Below are 19551 nucleotides of genomic sequence, written 5' to 3' on the forward strand. Positions count from 1 at the left end.
CAGTTCACTGGAGCTGAAACGTCAGACGGCCCGCATAGCGGCCCGAAGCATCCGAAGGCAGTCCGGCCGGCCCGGTCGTGTTCGCCGGCTGGAATTTCGTGCCAATGGGGGGGATCGCCTTGAGGAAGCCGACATCGCTCGCCGGAAAGGCCGGCGACGTCGCGGGCGAATCCGCCACTTTCGCGCCGAGCTGCAGGAAGGTCTCGGCATCTTCGGTTCGCACCGTCCAGAGCCCGCCGGCAGTCTCGAAACGCGCCCAGCGCAGCCCGGCGAAATAGCCTGCATCATCGGGATGCAACGCCGATTTGGGATCGCTGCCTGCCAAATCATAAACGCCGAGCACGGTTCCGCGAGTGCGGTTCTTCCAGACCGGACGCGGCCCCTGCGCGAGCGCCCGGACCGATCGCACGCCTGCCGGCGGCTGATCAAAACCGATGCCGTGGTACAGATATTGGCCGCTCAGCGAATAGGCATAGTCCAGCGTCAGCGTGCCATCCGGTCGCATCGTCCAGCGCGCGCTGTCCAGCCCGCCCGCGTTGCGCGCCTCTATCCATGCGGTGGCCCGACCCGTGGCCGGATCGCTGCCTTCGCCGCTGCTCAGGATCGCTGCCTTTGCCGCCAGCGGGAAGCGGCCGGGCTCGGCGCCGAGGCGGACCGAGACGATCTCCGGCGTACGATGGACCGCGTGGAGATCGGTCACCCGCACCATCGACACGGTCTGTGCGGGAAAGCCGTAGATCATGCCGTCGCGCTCGGTCCGATCTCCCGAAAAGATCGTCCGCCACGTCACGCCGTCGCCCGAGATCTCCGCCTTGAAACCACCCCAGCTATCCTGCCCCTTCAGCCCGATATCGATCTCGGCCTGATCGGCGAAGACGGGGCTCGACAGACGGAAAACGCCTGTGCCCGCCGGGCTCGTGCCGGTCCAGTCCGGCTTGTCGCCGGCTTTCCCTGCCGTCATCGCCACGAGGCGCGGCCCGTTGCGGAGCGAGACATCATGTCCGCCCCGTGACAGGCTCGTCAGCAGCCCGGTCGCGGCATCGAAACGCGCAATCGCGCCGCCCGCGGTCAGGCTCACGACATTGCCCGCGCGAGCCACATGCGGCGTGGCGCCGCGTCCGGATGGCTCGGCCTCGTCGGGCTTGGCGACCGGCCAGGTCCATTGCGCCAGCACGGTGCCGCCCTCTTTCGCGACCATCGACAGCGCATCGGCCTTCGCCCAGCCGGGCGACAGCGGGACGCGCAACGCGCCGTTCGCATGCGGCGCGACCGGCGGCCCCGCAAAAGCGCCTGCGGCGATCGTCCGCGGCGTCGTCGCGCGATCGTTCGGGCCCGCGAACCGGATCCACGCATATTCGAAGCGCACGCGATCGAGCGACGTGAAGTCGTGGAGGTTCGTGACCGGGATCAGGCCCGCAAACCCGGCATCGATACGCGGCGCGGCGATCTGCACCGGCGACCACACGTCCCTGACCGCATAGGCGCTCGGCTCCCATTCGTGCCGCGCGCCGACGATCCCGTCCGGCGCGAGCGTGGCTGCGACGTCGATCCGGCCGGCCTGGTCGGTGCGCGCGATCCCTTCGTCGGCGAAAGCCCAGATGAACCCGCCGGCGCCGCGCGGCGAAGTGGAGATGGCGCGCCAATATTCGTCGACCCCCGCGCCGCCGCCGCCATCATACAGGCCGTGGAGAAATTCGGTCGGCATCACGAGAGCCGGGCCGCTCAGCCGGCGGACGAGATCCTCATAATGCGGATAATGCTTCGTATCGATCCCGCCATGCCACTCCCACGGGTGCAGCACGGTGCGCTGCTGCGGATCATAGAGCGCGAAATCGCCGTCCAGCTGGCGATTCCATCCGCCCTCATTGCCATTGTCCCAAAACAGGATGGCGGGGTGATTAACGTCGCGCTCGACGAGCTCGCGCACCAGCTTGCGCCCGACTTCCGTGTCATGCGCATGCTGCCAGCCGCTCAGCTCGTCGAGCACATAGAGGCCCAGTTCGTCCGCCGCTTCCAGGAAGGATTCCTCGGGCGAATAATGCGACATCCGCACCGCATTCATGTTGAGCGCCTTCAACTCGCGCGCATCTGCATAGGAATCGGCGCGGCTGAGCGCGCGGCCCGTGTCGGCGCGGAAGCTGTGGCGATTGACGCCCTTTAGCAGGATGCGCTGGCCGTTGAGGAACAGTCCCTCGGGCCGCACCTCGAACGTCCGGAAGCCGAAACGCTGGCGGGTCCGGTGTACAGCCGTCTCGCCATTGTAGAGCGTGAGATCCAGCGCATAGAGGTTGGGCGCCTCGGCCGACCACAATTTGGGATCGGCGATATGACCGGCCACGCGCACCCGCCCGCTCCCGCCCGCCGGGATCGCCGTCGAGAAAGGCTGGCCGACCGGGCTCCCATCGAGCGTCACCACCTGCCCCTCGATCCGCGTCACCGTCTGGCCATCCACGCGTCCGCCCTGGGGCACGGCGATCCCGATGGTGGCGGCGATGTCGCCGTCGGCACGTGCGTCGATGGCGACCGTGCCGATCGACTGCGCTGGCGCTGCCTCCAGCCACGCCGGCCGATAGATGCCGCTGAACGCCCAGTAGTCCGCATGCCGCTCGGCGAGTTCCGTATCCTTGGCCGCCGAGACCTCGCTCACCTCGACCTCGATCAGCGCCTCCTCGCCGGGCTTCACCAGCGCCGTCACGTCATAGCCGAAGCGGTTGAATCCCCCCTGATGAACGGGCCCCGCAACCGCCCCATTCACCTTGACCAGCGCGTCGGTCATCACGCCATCGAACACGATCCGGATGACGCGGCCCTTCCAGTCGGCCGGGATCGCGATCCGGCGGCTGTAAGAGCCATGATCCCCGTCCGCACGGGGGCCGAGATCATAGCCATATTGATAATGGCCGAAGCCCTTTTGCTGCCAGTTGGACGGCACGGCGATCTTGGCCGCCTTGCCTGCCTGCATGCCGCCGTCGATCCTAAAATCCCAGGGCACCGCATCGTCCGGACCGTGTCCGGTCAGCATCAGCCGCTGCGTCTCCGGCACGGGCGCGGCGAACGCCGCCGTCGTGCACAAGGCGGCCACCAGCCCGGCAAATGATCTACGGCGCATCGCAAGCATCACCCCTCTTCGCAGTCGCACGACTGCCTAAAGCGGATCGCCTGCCCTGTCTCGCCGCGATCTGTCGGTCCTCTCAGCAGGTGGCGATCGATCGAATCGACGGGCCGGGCGTTGGGACCGACATGACCGACACAATCGAGAGCCTGCGCGAGCAGATGGAAGCCGCGGCGCTGGCGCTCGACTTCGAGGAGGCGCGCCGCCTGCGCGACAGGATCAATCTGATGCGCGGCGGAGCCTCGGCCAGCGAGGCCGAGCAGGCCGATGCCGCGGGGCTGATCCGCCAGCGTCCCGGCGCGATGGGGCTCGGCACGAGCCAGCAGCGGATGGAGCCTCCGCCGGGCTGGACGCCGCCGCCCAAACCCGATTTCCTCGCATCCGGCCGCCGCCGACGCGATCGTTGACCCGATAGGCGCGCGCAACCGAGCGTCCCCGTGCCTGCCCTCGCTATCCGCCGGTGCCAGTCGGCGATAAGGCTCGTCAGGATGAAACCGGGAATCGGACGGGTCGGATGAGCAGCACCACCGCGCCAGCGCCAGGCAATCGCCTCCCCGCCTGGCTTCCCATCCTCATCGGGCTGGCGGTCGCCGCCTCGTGCCTGGTCCTCGCGTGGAGCCACGGCGGGCTCGTCACCGGCAAGGCGTCCGATGGCTTCAACCCGGTCTATGCCTTTTCGGGGCTTGCGATCGGCATCCTCGTCGGTCTGACCGGCATCGGCGGCGGCTCTTTGATGACGCCTCTGCTCGTGCTGCTGTTCGGGCTCCATCCCAGCACCGCGGTCGGCACCGATCTGCTCTACGCCTCGGCCACCAAGAGTGTCGGCACGATGGTCCACGGCGCCAATCGCACGATTGACTGGCGCGTGACCGGGCGTCTGGCGCTGGGCAGCGTTCCCGCGACGATCCTCACGGTCGGCCTGCTCTATGTCCTGCGCGACAACGAGGGATCCTCGTCGAAGCTCATCTCGACCGTGCTCGGCTTCGCCTTGCTGCTGACCGCGGTGACCTTGTTCTTCCGCCACAAATTGTTCGAGCTCGCGCAGCGGCGATCCTTCGTGCTCAGCCCCGCGAGAGCGCAGACGCTGACGATCGTGCTCGGCGCGGCGCTCGGCGTCCTGATCACTCTCTCCTCGGTCGGCGCGGGCGCGATCGGCGTGACGGTGCTGATCTTCCTCTATCCCGACATGCCGCTGTCGCGCATCGTCGGCTCGGACATCGCCCACGCCGTTCCGCTCACCCTGATCGCGGGTGCGGGCCACCTCGCCTTGGGGACGGTAAATCTGCCGCTGATGGAATCTTTACTCGTCGGCTCGATCCCCGGCATCATCCTCGGCAGCCACTTCGCCGCGCGCGCCTCGGATCGCATCCTGCGGCCGATCCTCGCGGGCACGCTCGTGCTGGTCGGCGGACGCCTCGTATTCTGATCACTGCGGCTCGCACCGCTGCAAGATCAGCTTTGGCCCGCCCAAGAAGAGCCCATTCGGCAAATCTCCTATCGCACCGCTAGGATTTCCCGACAGCCGATGATCGGCGCCGGTCGGGAGAGGAGTAGCGTTGAGGGGTCCAGCTCGTGCGTCCCGCATATCCGCGGTCGAATGGCCCACGCTCCTGCTGGCGGTGGCGGTCTATGGCGGTTGGCTGCTGGCGACCCTCTATCATGCGGGCCTGCCCGGCTGGCTGCTGCCGTTCGTCGGCGGCTGGTTGATCGCCTGGCAGGGCTCGCTCCAGCACGAGACGATCCACGGCCATCCCACCCCCAACCGGACGGTCAACGCGCTGATCGGCGCCGCACCGCTCTCGCTCTGGCTGCCTTACGCCGTCTATCGCCGGACGCATCTCGCGCACCATGCGACGGAGGCGGTCACCGATCCGTTCGAGGATCCCGAATCCCGCTATCTGGCGGATGACGAACGCCTTTGGACGCGCGCGGCGCTGCTGCTGGAAGCGACGCAGGCGACGCTCGCCGGTCGACTCCTGCTCGGCCCGCCGGTCACGATCGGTCGCTCCCTGATCGGCGAAAGCGCCCGCCTGGTCCGCACCCCGATCGCGGTGCTGCGCGACTGGCTTCCTCATCTGGCGGGCGTCGCGCTCGTCCTGATCTGGCTCGATCATGTCGGATTGACGCTCGGCCGATATGGGCTCTGCTTCGTCTATCCGGGCACGGCGCTCTCGCTGCTGCGCTCCTTCGCCGAGCATCGCGCGGATCCTCTGCCCGATCACCGCGTCGCCATCGTCGAGCGCGCGGGGCCCTTCGCTTTGCTGTTCCTGCACAACAATCTCCACGCCGCGCATCACCGCGCACCGGGCCTTCCGTGGTTCCGGCTGCCGGGCTTCTATCGCGCGAACCGCTCCTCGCTCCTCGCCGGCAACGGGGGGCTGATCTACGCCGGCTATCGCGACGTCGCGCGCCGCTACCTGCTCCACGCGCACGACACGCTCATCCACCCCGACCATGCCAGACCGGCGCCATGAGCCGCCGCGCCGCCTCGCTCGGTATGTACGACACGCCCGGCGCGCGTGCGGCGAACGATCAGCTGTGGACCGCCATCGCCGCCCACCTCGCGCGAACCGGCGTCACGAATGTTCCGCCCCGGCTCGATCGCGATCGCGCCCCGGCCGTGATCTGGGACGACGAAAGGCTCTTGCTCGCCCAATCCTGCGGCTATCCGTTCGTCACCGCCTGGCGCGACAAGCTCCCTTATGTCGCGACCCCGCGCTATCGCGTCGCAGGTTGCGACGGCAGCACCTATCGCAGCCGCATCGTCGTGCGCATCGATGATCCGGCCGACGCCCTGATTGCCCTCCGCGACCGACGCGCCGCGCTCAACGAATCGAGCTCCAATTCAGGCATGAACCTCTTCCGCGCCGCCGTGGCGCCTCTGGCCGACGGCGGGCGCTTCTTCTCGGAGCTGATCGCGACCGGATCGCACGTCGCCAGCGCCCGCCTCGTCGCGACGGGCGGCGCCGACGTCGCCGCGATCGATGCCGTGTCTTTCGCCCATCTCGAGCGCGACGAGCCCGAGACGGCCCGCCGGCTGCGCACGATCGGCTGGACGATCGCTTCGCCGGGCCTGCCCCTCGTCACCTCGCCCGCGACGACCGCGCGGGAGCTTGCCGCCCTGCGCGAAGCCCTGGCCGCGGTCGCCACCGATCCCGCTCTGGCCGAAGCGCGCGCTTTGCTGTTTCTCGACGGCTTCGATATCCTGGATCCTGCAGCCTATGAGGCGATCCGCACGATCGAGGAGGACGCGATCCGGCTCGGTTATCCCGCGCTCGCATGACGCACCTCGACCTGCGCCCGCCAAGACCGCTAAGTGCGCCGATGATCTCGATACCCTCCCCTGCGCTTCGGCACCGTCCATGACCGATCTCGCCATCCTCTATGAGCATCCGGTCTGGTTCCAGCCGCTGTTCGCCGCGCTCGACCGGCGCGGGGTCGATTATGCCGCGCTGCGCCCCGATGGCGGCTTCGATCCTGCCGATGCCACTGCGCCTGCGCCCGTGATCCTCAGCCGCATCGCCATGTCGGCGTTCCTGCGCGAGGCCGAGCATCCGATCTTCTGGACCGGTGCCCTGCTCGCGCAGTGGGAACGCGCCGGCGCGCGGGTGCTGAACGGCCCGGCGGCGCTCGCGATCGACACGTCCAAGGCGCGCCAGCTTTCGCTTGTGTCCGGCCTCGGCCTCGCCATCCCCAAGACGCGCGTCGTCCATCGCGCGGCAGATGTCGCGGACGCTGCCGACGCGGTCGGCTTCCCCTTGGTCGTGAAGGCCAATATCGGCGGCGCGGGCGCGGGCATCGTCCGCTTCGACACGCGCGACGAACTGCGCGCCGCCATCGCTGACGGCGGCCTCCCCACGAGCATCGACGGCGTCCTGCTCGTGCAGGATTATGTCCCCGCGCACGGTGGCGCGATCACCCGCATCGAAACGCTCGACCGGGCCTATCTTTATGCGATCGAGGTCAGGGGCGATGGCGGCTTCGATCTCTGCCCAGCCGATGCCTGCCAGGTTCCCGGCAGCGCCATCACGATGACCGCGGTCGAACCCGCCCCCGCACTGCGCGACGCGGCCGAGGCGATCGCGCGCGCCGCCTCGCTCGATGTCGGCGGGGTCGAGGTGATGATCGACGATCGCGACGGCGTCGCCCGCTTCTACGATATCAACGCGCTCTCCAATTTCGTCGCGAAGCCGCTCGACGTGCTCGGCTGGGATCCGCACGATCAGCTGGTCGATCGTCTGATCGGCTGGATCGGGGAGGCGCGCTGATGCGCTACGGCTTTTGGATGCCCGTCTTCGGCGGCTGGCTGCGCAACGTGCCCGACGAGGGCATGGAGGCGAGCTGGGACTATGCCAAGCGCTTGACGCAGGATGCCGAGCGCTGGGGCTATGACCTCACGCTGATTGCCGAGCTCAACCTCAACGACATCAAGGGTATCGATCAGCCCGCGCTCGATGCCTGGTCCACCGCCGCCGCTCTGGCCGCGGTCACCGAGCGGCTCGAGCTGATGGTCGCGGTCCGCCCCAATTTCCACCACCCCGCGCTCTTCGCAAAGGCGGCGGCGAATATCGATCGGATCGCCGGCGAGCGGCTGTCGCTCAACGTCGTCTCGTCCTGGTGGGCGGACGAGGCGCGCCAGTACGGGCTCCAGTTCGATCAGCATGACGATCGCTATGCGCGCACCGCCGAATGGCTGCAGGTCGTCGATGGCCTATGGACGCAGGAGCGTTTCAGCTTCGCGGGCGATTTCTACACCACCGAAGACGCGATCTGCGCCCCCAAGCCCGTCAAGCGCCCGATCGTCTATGCCGGCGGCGAGAGCGACAAAGCCAAGCAGATGATCGCCGCGCAATGCGACGCCTATGTCATGCACGGCGATCCGGTCGACGCGGTCGCTCCCAAGATCGCCGACATGGCCCGCCGCCGCGAAGCCGCGGGCGGCGCGCCGATGACCTATGGCATGGCCGCCTATGCGATCGTCCGCGACAGCGAGGCCGAGGCCAAGCGCGAGCTGGAGCGGATCACGACCGTTGCCGACCTCCCCGCCGGCTACGACAATTTCGATCAGTGGCTGTCGGGCACGCAGCTGGAGCGCGAGCTGAAGCTGCAGGAATATTCGGTCTCGAACCGCGGCCTGCGCCCCAACCTCGTCGGCACGCCCGAACAGCTTAAGGAGCGCATCGCCGAATATGCAGAGGCCGGGCTCGATCTGCTGCTGCTCCAGATGAGCCCGCAGGCCGAGGAGATGGAGCGTTTCGCCGTGCAGGTGATGGGCACCGCATGATCACGCTCGACCATGTCAACAAGCGCTTCGCCGACGGCACGCGTGCGCTCGACGACGTCTCGCTCGACGTGCCGCAGGGCTCGGTGTTCGGCGTGATCGGCCGCTCGGGTGCGGGCAAATCGACTTTGCTGCGGCTGATCAACGGCCTCGAAAAGCCGAGCGAGGGCGAGGTGCGCGTGCTCGGCGCGGCGCTGAGCGGCCTGTCGCCCGCCGCCCTGCGCGATCTGCGCCGCGGGATCGGCATGATCTTCCAATCTTTCGGCCTGCTCGCCTCGCGCACCGTCGCCGGCAATGTCGCTCTGCCGCTCGAACTGTCGAAGGTGCCCCGCGCCGAGCGCAACATACGCGTCGCCGAACTGCTCGCCCGCGTCGGCCTGTCCGACAAGGCCGACGTCCACCCGGCCCGCCTTTCGGGCGGCCAGCGCCAGCGCGTCGGCATCGCGCGCGCGCTCGCCACCCGCCCCGGCATCCTGCTCTGTGACGAGGCGACGAGCGCGCTCGATCCAGAGACGACGCGCTCCGTGCTGGCCCTGCTCGGCGAGCTCAACCGCGAGCTCGGCCTGACGATCGTCCTCATCACGCACGAGATGAGCGTCGTCCGCGCGATCTGCGATCATGTCGCGGTGCTCGATTCCGGTCGTCTGGTCGAGGCCGGTCCCGTCGCCTCGGTCTTCGCCGATGCGCGCCACGAGGCGACGCTCCAATTGCTCGGCGAGGGCGCGGGATGACCGATTTCTTCGCGCATATCGTCTGGAGCGAGATCGGCCGCGCGACGCTCGATACGCTGATCATGCTCGGCGCCAGTCTTGCGCTGACGATCCTGCTCGGCATTCCCCTCGGCGTGCTGCTGTTCCTCACCGACGAGGGCCAGCCCGCCCGCAACCGCCCGATCAATCGGATCGTCGGCATCCTGGTCAACATCCTCCGCTCGATCCCGTTCGTGATCCTGCTGATCGTCATGATCCCGCTGACCTTGCTGCTCGTCGGCACTTCATTGGGCGTCGCCGGCGCGATCCCGCCGCTCGTCGTCGGCGCCGCCCCTTTCTACGCGCGCCTCGTCGAGGGGGCGCTGCGCGACGTGCCCCGCGCGACGATCGAGGCGGTCCAGGCGATGGGCGCGACCCGGCTGCAGATCGTGACGCGGATGCTGCTGCCCGAGACGCTCCCCGGCCTGATCTCGGGCGCGACGATCACCGCCGTCGCGCTCGTCTCGTTCACCGCCATGGCCGGCGTCGTCGGCGCAGGCGGCTTGGGCGATCTCGCCATCCGCTACGGCTATCAGCGCTTCCAGACCGACGTCATGCTGGTCACGGTCACGCTGATGGTCTTGCTGGTCCAGATCATCCAGTTTGCCGGCGATCGCCTCGCCCGCCATTTCGACCATCGCTGAGGATGCTTATGCCCACCCGTCGCACGATCCTGGCCCTCGCCTCCGCCTTGCTGCTCGCGGCCTGCGGCGGCAGCGGCGCCAAGAAGGCCGATCCAAACACGCTCACCATCGCCGCGACCGCTGTGCCGCACGCCGAGATCCTCGAGTTCGTGAAGCCCGAACTGGCCAAGGAAGGTCTGACGCTCGAGATCCGCGTCTTCAACGATTATGTGCAGCCCAATCTTCAGGTCGATCAGGGCCAGATCGACGTCAGCTATTTCGAGACCAAACCCTATCTCGACACGTTCAACGCCTCGCGCGGCACCAAGCTCGTCCCCATCGCCGGCATCCATGTCGAGCCGCTCGGCGCTTATTCGCGCAAGTGGAAGACGCTTGCCGCGCTGCCCGACGGCGCCGCCGTCGCCATCCCCAACGAGCCGAGCAATGGCGGCCGCGCTCTGCTCCTCCTTCAGAAGGCGGGCCTGATCACCTTGCGGAACCCGACCGATCCGCTCGCCACGCTCAAGGACATCACCGCCAACCCGAAGCATCTCGCCTTCCGCGAAATCGAATCCGCCACCCTCCCCCGCATCCTCGGCGAGGTCGATCTTGCGCTGATCAATACCAATTACGCGCTCGATGCCGGCCTCAACCCTATCCGCGACGCGCTCGTGATCGAGGACGGCACCTCTCCCTACGTCAACTTCGTCGTCGGCCGCCCCGGCAGCGACAAGGATCCCCGCGTCCAGAAGCTGATCGCCGCCTTGCGCTCGCCCGAGGTCAAGGCCTTCATCCAGCGCAAATATCAGGGCGCGGTCCTGCCAAGCTTCTAGGGGAAGGGTTATGCTCAACCGACTGGCCCGCGGGGCGCTGGTGCTGCTTGCGCTGATCATAGCCTCGCCGATCGCCGCGCAGGACGCGCCTGCCGGCGCCCCGCTCGTGCTGATGACCGACTTCGGCCTGCGCGACGGCGCCGTCTCCGAAGTGAAAGGCGTCGCCTACGGCGTCTCGCCCCGGCTGCTCGTCTCCGACCTTACCCACGAAATCCCGGCGGGCGACATCTGGGCCGGCGCCTACCGGCTGTATCAGGTCGCGCCTTACTGGCCGAAGGGCACGGTGTTCGTCGCGGTCGTCGATCCCGGCGTCGGCACCGCCCGCCCGTCGATCGGCGTGCGCACGAAGGCCGGCCATTATTATATCCTGCCCGACAACGGCCTGATCACGCTGATCGACGAGGTGGAAGGCGTCGCCGAGGCGCGCCGGATCGACGAGCATGTCAATCGCCTGCCCGGCTCGGAGAAGAGCAACACGTTCCACGGCCGCGACGTCTTCGGCTATACCGGCGCGCGCCTCGCCGCGGGCGTCATCAGCTTCGCGCAGGTCGGCCCCGAAATCCCCGTCGCCCGGCTCGTCCGGCTGCCGCACCAGAAAGCGGTGCGCGAAGGCCGCGTGTTGAAGGGCGACATCCCCGTCCTCGATGTCCAGTACGGCAATGTCTGGACGAACATCCCGGCCGCACTCGTCGACGAACTGGGCATCACGCTCGGCGATCCGCTCAGGTTCGAGATCTTCCATGACGGCCGCCTCGTCGACAGCGTCACCGCGCCTTATGCGCAATCCTTCGGCTTCGTGCCGCAAGGGCAGCCCGTCGCCTACATCAACAGCCTGCTCAATCTTTCGCTGGCGCTGAACGAAGGCGATTACGCCAAGGCGCATCATGTGGCATCGGGGCTGAACTGGACGATCCGGGTGTCTGCCGAGCGACTGCCGTCGCGCGGCCGCTAACGCATGCGGCCCGAGCGAAGCGGAGACGAAATTCGGATGTTTGAGCCAGGGACGCCACCGGTCATTCGGGAGGCGGCGATCGTCGGTGGGGGGTTCAGCGGCGCGCTGCAGGCGATCAACCTGTTGCGCCACGCCGGCCCGAAGGCGATCCTGATCGAACGCAAGCCCAGCGTCGGCCGCGGCGCGGCTTATTCGGTGACCGACCCCTCGCTGCTGCTCAACGTGCGCGCCGCGAACATGAGCGCCTTCCCCGACGATGCGGCGCATTTCGTGCGCTGGCTCGAAAGCCGATCATTGGGCACGCAGGGCTTCGTGCCGCGCGCGCTCTACGGCGAATATCTGAGCGAAACGCTGGAGGCCGCGCGGGCGAGCGACCCCGGCCGGATCGAGATCCTGCAGGGCGACGCCGTTCGCGCCGATCTGTCCGCGGGCGGCGTCTCGGTCGCGCTGGCCGATGGCCGCGCAATCAAGGCCGATGCTCTCGTGCTGGCGGTCGGCAACCTGCCGCCGACCGCGCCGGACAATCTCGATCCCGCGCAATTGCCGGACGACGTCTATGTCGCCGATCCCTGGCAGGGCGCCAGTTCCGACAATCTCGTCGCTGAGGATCTCGTGCTGATCGTCGGCACCGGGCTGACGATGGTCGATGCCGCTCTGCTGCTCGACAATCGCGGCTTCGCGGGCCGGATCGTCGCGCTGTCGCGCCGCGGCCTGTTGCCCCGCCCGCATGGCGAAGGCGCGCCGCCTCACGGCAAGCTCGGCGAGCGCCCGCGCACGGATCTGACCCCGCTCCTGCGCGAAGTCCGCGCACGCAGTGAGGCGATCGGCTGGCATGCGGCGGTCGACGAGCTTCGCCCCTTCACGCAGAGCCTGTGGCTCGGCGCGACCGAGGATCAGCGCACGCGCTTCCTCCGTCACCTGCGCCCCTGGTGGGAGGTCCACCGGCACCGGCTCGCTCCGCCCGTCGCCGCCCGGCTCGCGGTCCTGCAGGCGGAGGGCCGTCTCCAGATCGTCGCGGGCAAAACGCTCGGCTTCGCGCCGCAGGGGAAAGGCACTCTCGTCCGCTGGCGGCCGCGTGGACAAGACGGGGTGCAGGAGCTGCTCGCCCGGCGGATCGTCAATTGCAGCGGCCCGCGCGTTGATCTCGCGCGCACCGCCGATCCGCTCCTCCGCCAGCTTCGGCAGGCCGGGCTGATCGTGCCCGACGAGTGCGCGCTCGGCATCGCGGTCGATCGCTACAGCCGCGTCGTCGGCGCCAGCGGCGCGCCGTCCGATCGGCTGTTCGCGCTCGGCCCGCTCACTCGCGGGACCTTCTGGGAGATCACGGCGGTGCCCGATATCCGGGTGCAGACCTGGGGGCTCGCGCGGCGCCTCTCCAACGCGCACTGGATCTCGTCCGAAGGGCTCTGATGCTCAGCGCGAGCGCCCTCGCGCGGCGACCGGCCACAGATCGCGCAGCGTATCGCCCTGCACGACATGATAGGAATCGTAGAGGTTCACGGTCGGATCGCAGTGCGGCGCGGCGAACGTGACGACCTGCGACAGTGGCAGCGTCTGGCCGGCTCCGAGGACCAGCATGCCATGCTCGTCCCCCATGAAGCGATATTCGGCGCTCGCAGGCGCGCCCGCGAGCACGACCGGCGGGCCGGCATCGGTGGAGAAGGCCTTGAACCCGGCATCGACCGTGACCAGGCCAGGCGTGTTGGCGCTGATCACGCGCGCGTCGATCATCAGCGCCGTCTCGAACGGCGCGAGCCCGGCGTCGCCGCTCAGATCGCAGGCCAGATATTCCCGGTCCATGAACACGTAAGAGCCGGCCTGGAGCTCGGTGAACAGGCCCAGCCCCGGATCGATCCGATGCGTACCCGTGCCGCCGCCCGTGACGATCGACGGCGCCCCACCCGCTTCGGTCAAGGCGGCGATGACCGTCCGGAGATAGTCGGCTTTCTCGTCCATCGCCGCGCGGCGCTCGTCGAAGCTCTCGATATGCTGCTGCGTCCCGCAATAATATTGGACGCCCAGATAGCGCAGCCCCGGCTCGGCACGGATCGATCGCAGCAGTTCGACGGCGCCCGCCGCCGAGCACACGCCCGTACGGTGGATGCCCGGATCCACGTCGATGATCACCGCCAGCGGCTTGCCCGAAGCCCCGATCGCAGCGCCCAAAGCGGCGACGTTGGCGGGGTGATCGACGACGCACATCAGCTCTTCGGTCCGCTCGTTGAGCGCGATCAGCCGATGGATCGCCGCGGGCGAGACGACCGGCGAGGTGATGTGAAGCCCCCGCGTCACGCCGTGCTCGGCGAGCACCTCCGCCTCGCCGATCTTCGCGCAGCAGATCCCGATCGCGCCCGCCGTCATCTGTCGTCTGGCGATGTCGGGGCTCTTGTGCGTCTTGGCGTGCGGCCGCAACTGCAGCCCTTCCGCGCGGGCGAACCCCGCCATGCGGGCGATATTGCGATCGAGCGCGTCCACATCGAGGATCAGCACCGGCGTGTTCAGGCCGGCGCGCGAGCCTTGCTGGTCGCGCAGATGCCCGTGAAGCTCCTCGTCGGTCATGACGACAGCCCGATTGCGGGCTCGGCGGCCGGAGACCGGGCCGCCGACAGGCGCGCTTTGCCGTAGAGCAGGCTCACCGTGACGAGGATCGCGTCGCTGGCCAGGTCCCACAAGGGCGAGATCATCAGAAACTCCCGGGTCGAAAGGTAGCTCGCAAACACCAGGTTGATCGCAGACTTGACCGTCAGCCCGACGACCCAGCCGATCGTTAGCTCGCGGTAGGTCGCCCTGACATGCGGCTTGGCGGCCTCGTTGTCGAACGCCGCGCGCTGCGCGGGATCGTTGCCCGTCGCCAGCTGCCGCGCCATGTAGAACAGGAGCGGTCGCGCGATCATCAGCGAGACGAGAAAGCCGATCGCCAGCAGCCCATTCTCCATCGCGCGACCGATCAGCGCCCCGCGCTCGTCCTGCGCAATCAGCAGGGCGGTCATCCGCACCATGACGCTTTCGGCGGCGAACAGGCCGAGGAAATCGACCGCACGCGTCCTCGCGAGGCTGAAAGCGAGCCAGAGCAGCGGCGGCACGCCGGAGATGGCGAGCGGCACTACACTGTTCGGCGGGAAATGCGGTGCCGCCCGACCATAGAGGATCGCGGGCGCGACCATGTTGATCGCGACGCTCTTGGCCAGGGCCGATGCGGCGACATGGGAGGTCAGCCGTCTTGCGGGTGTGGGGTGCGGGGCCATCGCCATATCCGAAAATCCTCGTCTGGAGCCGGGTCTTTGCGCGGGGCGCTCGATTAGATCGCGGCGCTTGCCGCAAGATAGGCGACCGGTTCGGCGATCCTGAGCCGCCCGCGCGCCGCCTCGAGCGGCTCGGCGAGCAGCAGCTCATATTCCTCGCCCAGCAGCCAGGCCGCGCGGCGGCCATGGCGATAGCCTTCCCAGATTGCGCGGACCTTGACCCTGCCTGCCGCCGAAGAGACGTTCTGAAGCGCGGCACCGGCCGCGATCGCAGCCCATCCGAGGCCGCCGGTCTGCGCATAGGAAAAGGCGGTGAGACACGCCTCGCCCAGCGGATCGTCGGCACGATAGCCGGTCAGGATGTGCCAGATGTCGTGGACGTCGCGCGTGCGCCGGCCGTACCAGGCATAAGGGTGCCGCGCATCGCGCAGCGGATCGTCGCTCCGGCTTATTGCCGCCAGGCCCATCGCCGAATAACCCGTCTCCTCCAGAAAGCTCCGGTACGCGGCGCCGACGCTGCCGGCGGCGTAGCCGCTCACCGCGCCGGGCTCCGACAGCCGCTCGGCCAGCTCCACCTGCCGACAGGCGATCTCGCCGCCGCCGGGCGTGCGCAGCAGCCGATCGTAGCCGGCTTTGGCGACACCCGCGTTCAGCGCGCGCATGATGCGAAATACCTGCGCGGTATCGTCCGCATCGGCCAACAGTCGGCGCAGCGCCGCGAGCGCGGTGCGCCAGTCCTTTCGGCCCGAAATCAGCGTTGCGACATGGGTCTGCGTCATCTCGTCCTCGCTCATTCGGTTCGCCTGCGGCACCTGCTTTGCCACCGCCTATCGCGATTGTTATATGAGCAAAGCTCACGTTCGCGAACTCGCGTTCGGAGCTTGGGGAACATGTCTTGAAAGCAGTGCGATCTCAACGTGCTAAGCCCCGCCTGCCGCAGCAGGAGCGCGCACGGCAGAAGATCGAACTCATATTGGAAGCGGCGATCCGGCTGTTGAGCAAGGACCGCGCAGCGCTCACGACCAATGCGGTGGCGGAAACCGCCGGGGTCAGCATCGGCACGCTCTACCAATATTTCGCCGATAAGGACGCGATCCTCGACGCGCTGGCGGATCGCGAAACCGCCAGGCTCTCCCAGCGGATCCGGTCCGCCATCCAAGGCCCAACCGGGCTGCCGCTCGCCGAGCAGATCGCCCTGATCATCGAGGCCGTGACATCCAGCTATGGCGGACGGCGCCACGTCTACCGTCTCGTGATGGAACATTCCCTGGCGCGCGGCGGCGGCCGGATCGCGCCGCTGATCGAGCAGCTGGTGACGCTGCTGACCGCCGAGGACGGGACCGCTACGACCGAATCCGGTCTCTCCACGCGCCATGCCGACGCCTTCGTCCTGACCAACGCCTTCGCCGGCGTGATGCGCGCAATGATCCTGTGGCAGGATGCTGCGTCTCCGCCGCGGGAGCAGATCCAGGCGTCCTTGGTCCGGCTGATCACCGGCTTCAGATCGCCCCCGCCACCCGAGCCACGCGGCAACCCCTCCGCGCCGCGGGGACCGAGTCGCGCAGCGGCGCGCAACTGATTAGCGCCAATTACACGGCGATGTTCGACATTCGTCGAATTATCGGTCGTCCGGGACCTGCCGCGTTGACCGCCTTCTGGGGGGCGCGATCATTCCAAGCTCGATGCTTGGAGGATCGTATGAATAAGCAACACCTTATCAACGAAGTGTCGCAGACGACGGGTCTCGGTCGGGACGCCGCCGGACGCATCATCGAAGCCGTTCTCAGCAAGATTGGCGAGCAGTTGGTGAGCGGCGAAGAAGTCCGCCTCGTCGGCTTCGGCAAATTCTGCGTCGGCAAGCGCAAACCCTCGACGGGCCTCAACCCGCGCACCGGCGAGCCCATCAACATCGCCTCGGTCGCACAACCCAAATTCCGCCCGGGCAAGATCCTCAAACAGATGGTCAGCTGACCGCTGTGTGCGGCTTGTGAATGGCCGCGCGGCTCACTCGTGATCTGAATATGGTGCCGGTTGCAGGAATCGAACCCGCGACCTTCGGTTTACAAAACCGCTGCTCTACCAGCTGAGCTAAACCGGCGTTGGCGCCTCATGCGTCAGGGAACGCCGAAGGTCCAGCCTTCGGTGAGGCGCACCGCGGACATGCCACGCGGGCTCCAGAGCGCGGGATCGTCGGCCGCGCGGCGCAGCCACGCCGCGGTCAGCAGCGCGTCGCTGCGATGATCGTCGATCGGGCCCGTGCCCGCGACCGGATCGCTGGCGATGGCCGGCGCGACCAGAGCGGCATTGAGCGCCTCAATCGTGCGCAGCTTGGTGCCGCCGGTCTTGCCCGCGCGCCGCGCGGCGATGCTCGTATAGACTTCGACCAGCAGCGCGCCCGCCGCCGGTACGCGCTCGAACGGCCAGAACGGGATCCGACCCGCCAGTGCGTGGAGCACGCGCATCCCCGTCAGGCTCGATCGCCCGACCTGCGATGCGCCGACGAGGTTGAAGCAGGAATAAGGCCGCACGCCGAGCGGCCGCGCCGCGATCTCGGTCGCGCGCATCCGCCCGTTGCCCGCCCGTCGGAACAGCGCGCCGGTCGCGCGACCGATCCGGAAATGCGGGGCATGATCGGCGACGAAGCGCGACACCGCATGATGCGGCTCGCCCGCCGAGCGCGCCTCGACATAGGCCCACAAGGCACGCGCATCGGTGGGCGAGCCGGCGTCGCCCGGAAAGAAGGCGCCTTCGTCGGCAAACGGCAAGGAGGGCGACAGATCCAGCCCGATCAGCATCCCTCGCGGCGCCTGCGCGATCAGCCAGTCGAGCACGTCCGCCCTCGACCAGCGCGCATGCGGCGGCATCACGAGCTCGGGCGCGGTGCTTCCGCTTGCGCATTCGGCGATCGCGATCCCGCTTTGTCGCTCGCCGACCGCGCCCGACCAGTCGATGCAGGCGAAAGCGTCGAAGCCGAGCGTCACGTCCCCTTGCGCGGCCGCTTGGGCTTGCGCGCCAGAGCCGCGTCATGCGCCTGTTCGATCGTCGCCCAGACGCGCTCGGGATCGTCGCTCGCATAGCGGACGAGCACCGCCGGCCAGCCTGCATAATGCGGCGTCTGCCAGAAGGTCGCGGGGTCGGTCTCCTTCAGCATCTCCACCGTGTCGCGGTCGATATGCAGGCAGAAGCTGCCCTCCTCGCGCGCCGACGTGACGACCGGATAGCCGTTCGCCTTGGTCGCCGGGCCGCCATAATGCGTCGTTCGCTCCGCGCCGGGCAAGCTGGCGGCGAAGTCGAACACCGCCTGCCAGTTCACGTGCCCCGCTCCTCGCGCAGCGTGTGCCAATACGCGAGCCGCTCGCGGATCTTGACCTCGAAGCCGCGCGGCACGGGCTCGTAGAAGGTCTGCGGGCTCATCTCGTCCGGCCAGTAATTGTCGCCGGAGAAGGCGTCGGGCGCGTCATGGTCATAGCCATAATCCTTGCCGTAGCCGATCTGCTTCATCAGCTTGGTCGGCGCGTTGAGGATGTTGGCGGGCGGCATCAGCGAGCCCGTCTCCTTCGCGCTGCGCGCCGCCGCCTTCCACGCTTTGTAGCCCGCATTCGATTTCGGCGCGGTCGCGAGATAGATGAGCGCATTGGCGATCGCGAGTTCGCCCTCCGGCGATCCCAGGAAATCGTAGCTGTCCTTGGCCGCGAGGCACTGGACCAGCGCCTGCGGATCGGCGAGCCCGATATCCTCGGACGCCATCCGCACCATCCGCCGGAGCAGATAGAGCGGCTCCTCCCCCGCGACGAGCATCCGCGCGAGATAGTAGAGCGCCGCCTGCGGATCGGAGCCGCGCACCGCTTTGTGGAGCGCGGAGATCAGGTTGTAATGGCCCTCGCGATCCTTGTCGTAGACGGGCATCCGCCGGTGCAGCAAAGCCGCCAGCCCCGCCGGATCCAGCGCCTCGCCGACCTCGCCGATCGAGAACAGGGTCTCGGCCTGGTTCAGCAGGAAGCGTCCGTCGCCGTCCGCGCTCGCGATCAACGACGCGCGCGCATCGTCGGTCAGCGGCAGCGGCCGCCCCTCGATCGCCTCGCCGCGCGCGAGCAATTTGCCGAGCGCCACGCTGTCGAGCCGGTTGAGGATCAGCACCTGCGCACGGCTCAGCAGAGCGGCGTTCAGCTCGAACGACGGATTCTCGGTCGTCGCGCCGACCAGCACGACCGTCCCGTCCTCGACGTAGGGAAGAAAGCCGTCCTGCTGCGCGCGATTGAAACGGTGGATCTCGTCCACGAACAGCAAGGTCCGCTTGCCCGCCCGCGCCAGTTCGCGTGCCTCGGCGAAGATCTTCTTGAGATCGGCGACGCCCGCGAAGACCGCCGAGATCATCACGAAGCGCAGCGCCACCGCATCGGCGAGCAGCCGCGCGATGCTCGTCTTGCCCGTGCCCGGCGGCCCCCACAATATCATCGACGATAGCCGCCCCGCCGCCACCATCCGCCCGATCGCGCCGTCGGGGCCAGTCAGATGCTCCTGTCCGATCACCTCGTCGAGCGATTGCGGGCGCAGCCGGTCCGCGAGCGGCCCGGCTTCGCTCAGCGCATCGTCGGGCGGAAGATCGGCGGCGAAGAGATCAGGCATCACCACGAAATATAGGATCTGTTTGGTCGAGCGTAAGCCGTCTTGGCCGATCGCCCGGCTACCCACGCCTCATCCAATGGCGCGTGGGAGAAGGGGGCAAGCCAACTGCCCGCTCGGGTCCGATAGATATCGC

20 protein-coding genes and 1 tRNA gene are annotated in these 19551 nt (G+C 68.2%); 13 read left to right on the forward strand and 8 right to left on the reverse strand.

The features are described from left to right. Window positions 1–4 precede the first annotated feature (4 nt). Window positions 5–3109 carry a glycoside hydrolase family 2 protein gene (locus tag Q4F19_RS11605; RefSeq protein ID WP_303542691.1) on the reverse strand — a complete coding sequence of 1035 codons (3105 nt, stop codon included), beginning with the start codon at window positions 3107–3109 and terminating at the stop codon, window positions 5–7. 131 nt (window positions 3110–3240) lie between these two features. On the opposite strand from Q4F19_RS11605, the gene Q4F19_RS11610 reads away from it, so the two are divergent. From Q4F19_RS11610 to Q4F19_RS11660, 11 genes are all read left to right on the forward strand, one after another. Further along, window positions 3241–3519 (forward strand): UvrB/UvrC motif-containing protein, encoded by a 279-nt coding sequence (locus Q4F19_RS11610; RefSeq protein ID WP_303542693.1) that lies wholly within the window; start codon window positions 3241–3243, stop codon window positions 3517–3519. 107 nt (window positions 3520–3626) lie between these two features. Further along, window positions 3627–4538, forward strand: a complete 912-nt coding sequence (locus Q4F19_RS11615; protein ID WP_303542695.1) for a sulfite exporter TauE/SafE family protein — start codon at window positions 3627–3629, stop codon at window positions 4536–4538. A gap of 130 nt (window positions 4539–4668) precedes the next feature. Further along, complete coding sequence (locus tag Q4F19_RS11620; RefSeq protein ID WP_303542697.1) at window positions 4669–5586, forward strand: fatty acid desaturase; 918 nt, start codon at window positions 4669–4671, stop codon at window positions 5584–5586. Next, on the forward strand, window positions 5583–6395 hold the full coding sequence (locus Q4F19_RS11625) for a phosphate/phosphite/phosphonate ABC transporter substrate-binding protein (RefSeq protein ID WP_303542699.1): 813 nt from the start codon (window positions 5583–5585) through the stop codon (window positions 6393–6395). The genes Q4F19_RS11620 and Q4F19_RS11625 overlap by 4 nt, the downstream gene beginning before the upstream one ends. Window positions 6396–6474: 79 nt before the next feature. Beyond that, window positions 6475–7380 carry an ATP-grasp domain-containing protein gene (locus tag Q4F19_RS11630; protein ID WP_303542701.1) on the forward strand — a complete coding sequence of 302 codons (906 nt, stop codon included), beginning with the start codon at window positions 6475–6477 and terminating at the stop codon, window positions 7378–7380. Continuing rightward, the gene (locus tag Q4F19_RS11635) at window positions 7380–8396 is read left to right on the forward strand and encodes an LLM class flavin-dependent oxidoreductase (RefSeq protein ID WP_303542702.1); all 1017 of its coding nucleotides are present in this window, start codon (window positions 7380–7382) and stop codon (window positions 8394–8396) included. The genes Q4F19_RS11630 and Q4F19_RS11635 overlap by 1 nt, the downstream gene beginning before the upstream one ends. Beyond that, window positions 8393–9124, forward strand: a complete 732-nt coding sequence (locus Q4F19_RS11640) for a methionine ABC transporter ATP-binding protein (protein WP_303542704.1) — start codon at window positions 8393–8395, stop codon at window positions 9122–9124. Before Q4F19_RS11635 ends, Q4F19_RS11640 begins: the two co-directional genes overlap by 4 nt. Continuing rightward, a complete protein-coding gene (locus Q4F19_RS11645; protein WP_303542706.1) occupies window positions 9121–9786 on the forward strand; it encodes a methionine ABC transporter permease in 666 nt (221 codons plus the stop codon). Before Q4F19_RS11640 ends, Q4F19_RS11645 begins: the two co-directional genes overlap by 4 nt. An 8-nt stretch (window positions 9787–9794) precedes the next feature. Next, window positions 9795–10598 carry a MetQ/NlpA family ABC transporter substrate-binding protein gene (locus Q4F19_RS11650; protein WP_303542708.1) on the forward strand — a complete coding sequence of 268 codons (804 nt, stop codon included), beginning with the start codon at window positions 9795–9797 and terminating at the stop codon, window positions 10596–10598. Window positions 10599–10608: 10 nt separating this feature from the next. Beyond that, window positions 10609–11550 carry an SAM hydrolase/SAM-dependent halogenase family protein gene (locus Q4F19_RS11655; RefSeq protein ID WP_303542710.1) on the forward strand — a complete coding sequence of 314 codons (942 nt, stop codon included), beginning with the start codon at window positions 10609–10611 and terminating at the stop codon, window positions 11548–11550. A gap of 36 nt (window positions 11551–11586) precedes the next feature. Beyond that, the gene (locus tag Q4F19_RS11660) at window positions 11587–12960 is read left to right on the forward strand and encodes an FAD/NAD(P)-binding protein (RefSeq protein WP_303542712.1); all 1374 of its coding nucleotides are present in this window, start codon (window positions 11587–11589) and stop codon (window positions 12958–12960) included. Between the two features lie 3 nt (window positions 12961–12963). Here Q4F19_RS11660 and Q4F19_RS11665 read toward each other — a convergent pair whose 3' ends face one another. Genes Q4F19_RS11665 through Q4F19_RS11675 form a run of 3 tightly spaced genes read right to left on the reverse strand, consistent with a single transcriptional unit; the run spans window position 12964 to window position 15616 of the window. Beyond that, the gene (locus Q4F19_RS11665) at window positions 12964–14109 is read right to left on the reverse strand and encodes a DSD1 family PLP-dependent enzyme (protein ID WP_303542714.1); all 1146 of its coding nucleotides are present in this window, start codon (window positions 14107–14109) and stop codon (window positions 12964–12966) included. Then, entirely contained in the window at window positions 14106–14801 is a 696-nt protein-coding gene (locus tag Q4F19_RS11670) for a VC0807 family protein (protein WP_303542716.1), read from the reverse strand. The genes Q4F19_RS11665 and Q4F19_RS11670 overlap by 4 nt, the downstream gene beginning before the upstream one ends. 47 nt (window positions 14802–14848) lie before the next feature. Continuing rightward, a complete protein-coding gene (locus Q4F19_RS11675) occupies window positions 14849–15616 on the reverse strand; it encodes a Coq4 family protein (RefSeq protein WP_303542718.1) in 768 nt (255 codons plus the stop codon). A gap of 80 nt (window positions 15617–15696) precedes the next feature. Here Q4F19_RS11675 and Q4F19_RS11680 point away from each other — a divergent pair, with 80 nt between their 5' ends. After that, complete coding sequence (locus Q4F19_RS11680; RefSeq protein ID WP_303542720.1) at window positions 15697–16371, forward strand: TetR/AcrR family transcriptional regulator; 675 nt, start codon at window positions 15697–15699, stop codon at window positions 16369–16371. A 20-nt stretch (window positions 16372–16391) separates the two neighbouring features. Next, entirely contained in the window at window positions 16392–16763 is a 372-nt protein-coding gene (locus tag Q4F19_RS11685) for an HU family DNA-binding protein (RefSeq protein ID WP_431312395.1), read from the forward strand. A gap of 51 nt (window positions 16764–16814) precedes the next feature. Here Q4F19_RS11685 and Q4F19_RS11690 read toward each other — a convergent pair. From Q4F19_RS11690 to Q4F19_RS11705, 4 genes are all read right to left on the reverse strand, one after another. Continuing rightward, window positions 16815–16890 (reverse strand) — tRNA-Thr (locus Q4F19_RS11690). 16 nt (window positions 16891–16906) lie between these two features. Next, complete coding sequence (locus Q4F19_RS11695) at window positions 16907–17773, reverse strand: hypothetical protein (protein WP_303542722.1); 867 nt, start codon at window positions 17771–17773, stop codon at window positions 16907–16909. Next, complete coding sequence (locus Q4F19_RS11700; RefSeq protein ID WP_303542724.1) at window positions 17770–18105, reverse strand: hypothetical protein; 336 nt, start codon at window positions 18103–18105, stop codon at window positions 17770–17772. Before Q4F19_RS11700 ends, Q4F19_RS11695 begins: the two co-directional genes overlap by 4 nt. Continuing rightward, the gene (locus tag Q4F19_RS11705) at window positions 18102–19418 is read right to left on the reverse strand and encodes a replication-associated recombination protein A (RefSeq protein WP_303542725.1); all 1317 of its coding nucleotides are present in this window, start codon (window positions 19416–19418) and stop codon (window positions 18102–18104) included. The genes Q4F19_RS11700 and Q4F19_RS11705 overlap by 4 nt, the downstream gene beginning before the upstream one ends. Window positions 19419–19551: the final 133 nt, after the last annotated feature.

This window comes from Sphingomonas natans, assembly GCF_030546695.1.
Classification (GTDB): Bacteria; Pseudomonadota; Alphaproteobacteria; order Sphingomonadales; family Sphingomonadaceae; genus Sphingomonas_I; species Sphingomonas_I natans.

What these genes read in the sequence shown, in the direction of transcription:
- Q4F19_RS11605 (WP_303542691.1), bottom strand. Translation starts at nt 3,109, where the DNA reads ATGCGCCGTAGATCATTTGCCGGGCTGGTGGCCGCCTTGTGCACGACG.
- Q4F19_RS11610 (WP_303542693.1), top strand. Translation starts at nt 3,241, where the DNA reads ATGACCGACACAATCGAGAGCCTGCGCGAGCAGATGGAAGCCGCGGCG.
- Q4F19_RS11615 (WP_303542695.1), top strand. Translation starts at nt 3,627, where the DNA reads ATGAGCAGCACCACCGCGCCAGCGCCAGGCAATCGCCTCCCCGCCTGG.
- Q4F19_RS11625 (WP_303542699.1), top strand. Translation starts at nt 5,583, where the DNA reads ATGAGCCGCCGCGCCGCCTCGCTCGGTATGTACGACACGCCCGGCGCG.
- Q4F19_RS11630 (WP_303542701.1), top strand. Translation starts at nt 6,475, where the DNA reads ATGACCGATCTCGCCATCCTCTATGAGCATCCGGTCTGGTTCCAGCCG.
- Q4F19_RS11635 (WP_303542702.1), top strand. Translation starts at nt 7,380, where the DNA reads ATGCGCTACGGCTTTTGGATGCCCGTCTTCGGCGGCTGGCTGCGCAAC.
- Q4F19_RS11640 (WP_303542704.1), top strand. Translation starts at nt 8,393, where the DNA reads ATGATCACGCTCGACCATGTCAACAAGCGCTTCGCCGACGGCACGCGT.
- Q4F19_RS11645 (WP_303542706.1), top strand. Translation starts at nt 9,121, where the DNA reads ATGACCGATTTCTTCGCGCATATCGTCTGGAGCGAGATCGGCCGCGCG.
- Q4F19_RS11650 (WP_303542708.1), top strand. Translation starts at nt 9,795, where the DNA reads ATGCCCACCCGTCGCACGATCCTGGCCCTCGCCTCCGCCTTGCTGCTC.
- Q4F19_RS11655 (WP_303542710.1), top strand. Translation starts at nt 10,609, where the DNA reads ATGCTCAACCGACTGGCCCGCGGGGCGCTGGTGCTGCTTGCGCTGATC.
- Q4F19_RS11660 (WP_303542712.1), top strand. Translation starts at nt 11,587, where the DNA reads ATGTTTGAGCCAGGGACGCCACCGGTCATTCGGGAGGCGGCGATCGTC.
- Q4F19_RS11665 (WP_303542714.1), bottom strand. Translation starts at nt 14,109, where the DNA reads ATGACCGACGAGGAGCTTCACGGGCATCTGCGCGACCAGCAAGGCTCG.
- Q4F19_RS11670 (WP_303542716.1), bottom strand. Translation starts at nt 14,801, where the DNA reads ATGGCGATGGCCCCGCACCCCACACCCGCAAGACGGCTGACCTCCCAT.
- Q4F19_RS11685 (WP_431312395.1), top strand. Translation starts at nt 16,392, where the DNA reads ATGTTCGACATTCGTCGAATTATCGGTCGTCCGGGACCTGCCGCGTTG.
- Q4F19_RS11705 (WP_303542725.1), bottom strand. Translation starts at nt 19,418, where the DNA reads ATGCCTGATCTCTTCGCCGCCGATCTTCCGCCCGACGATGCGCTGAGC.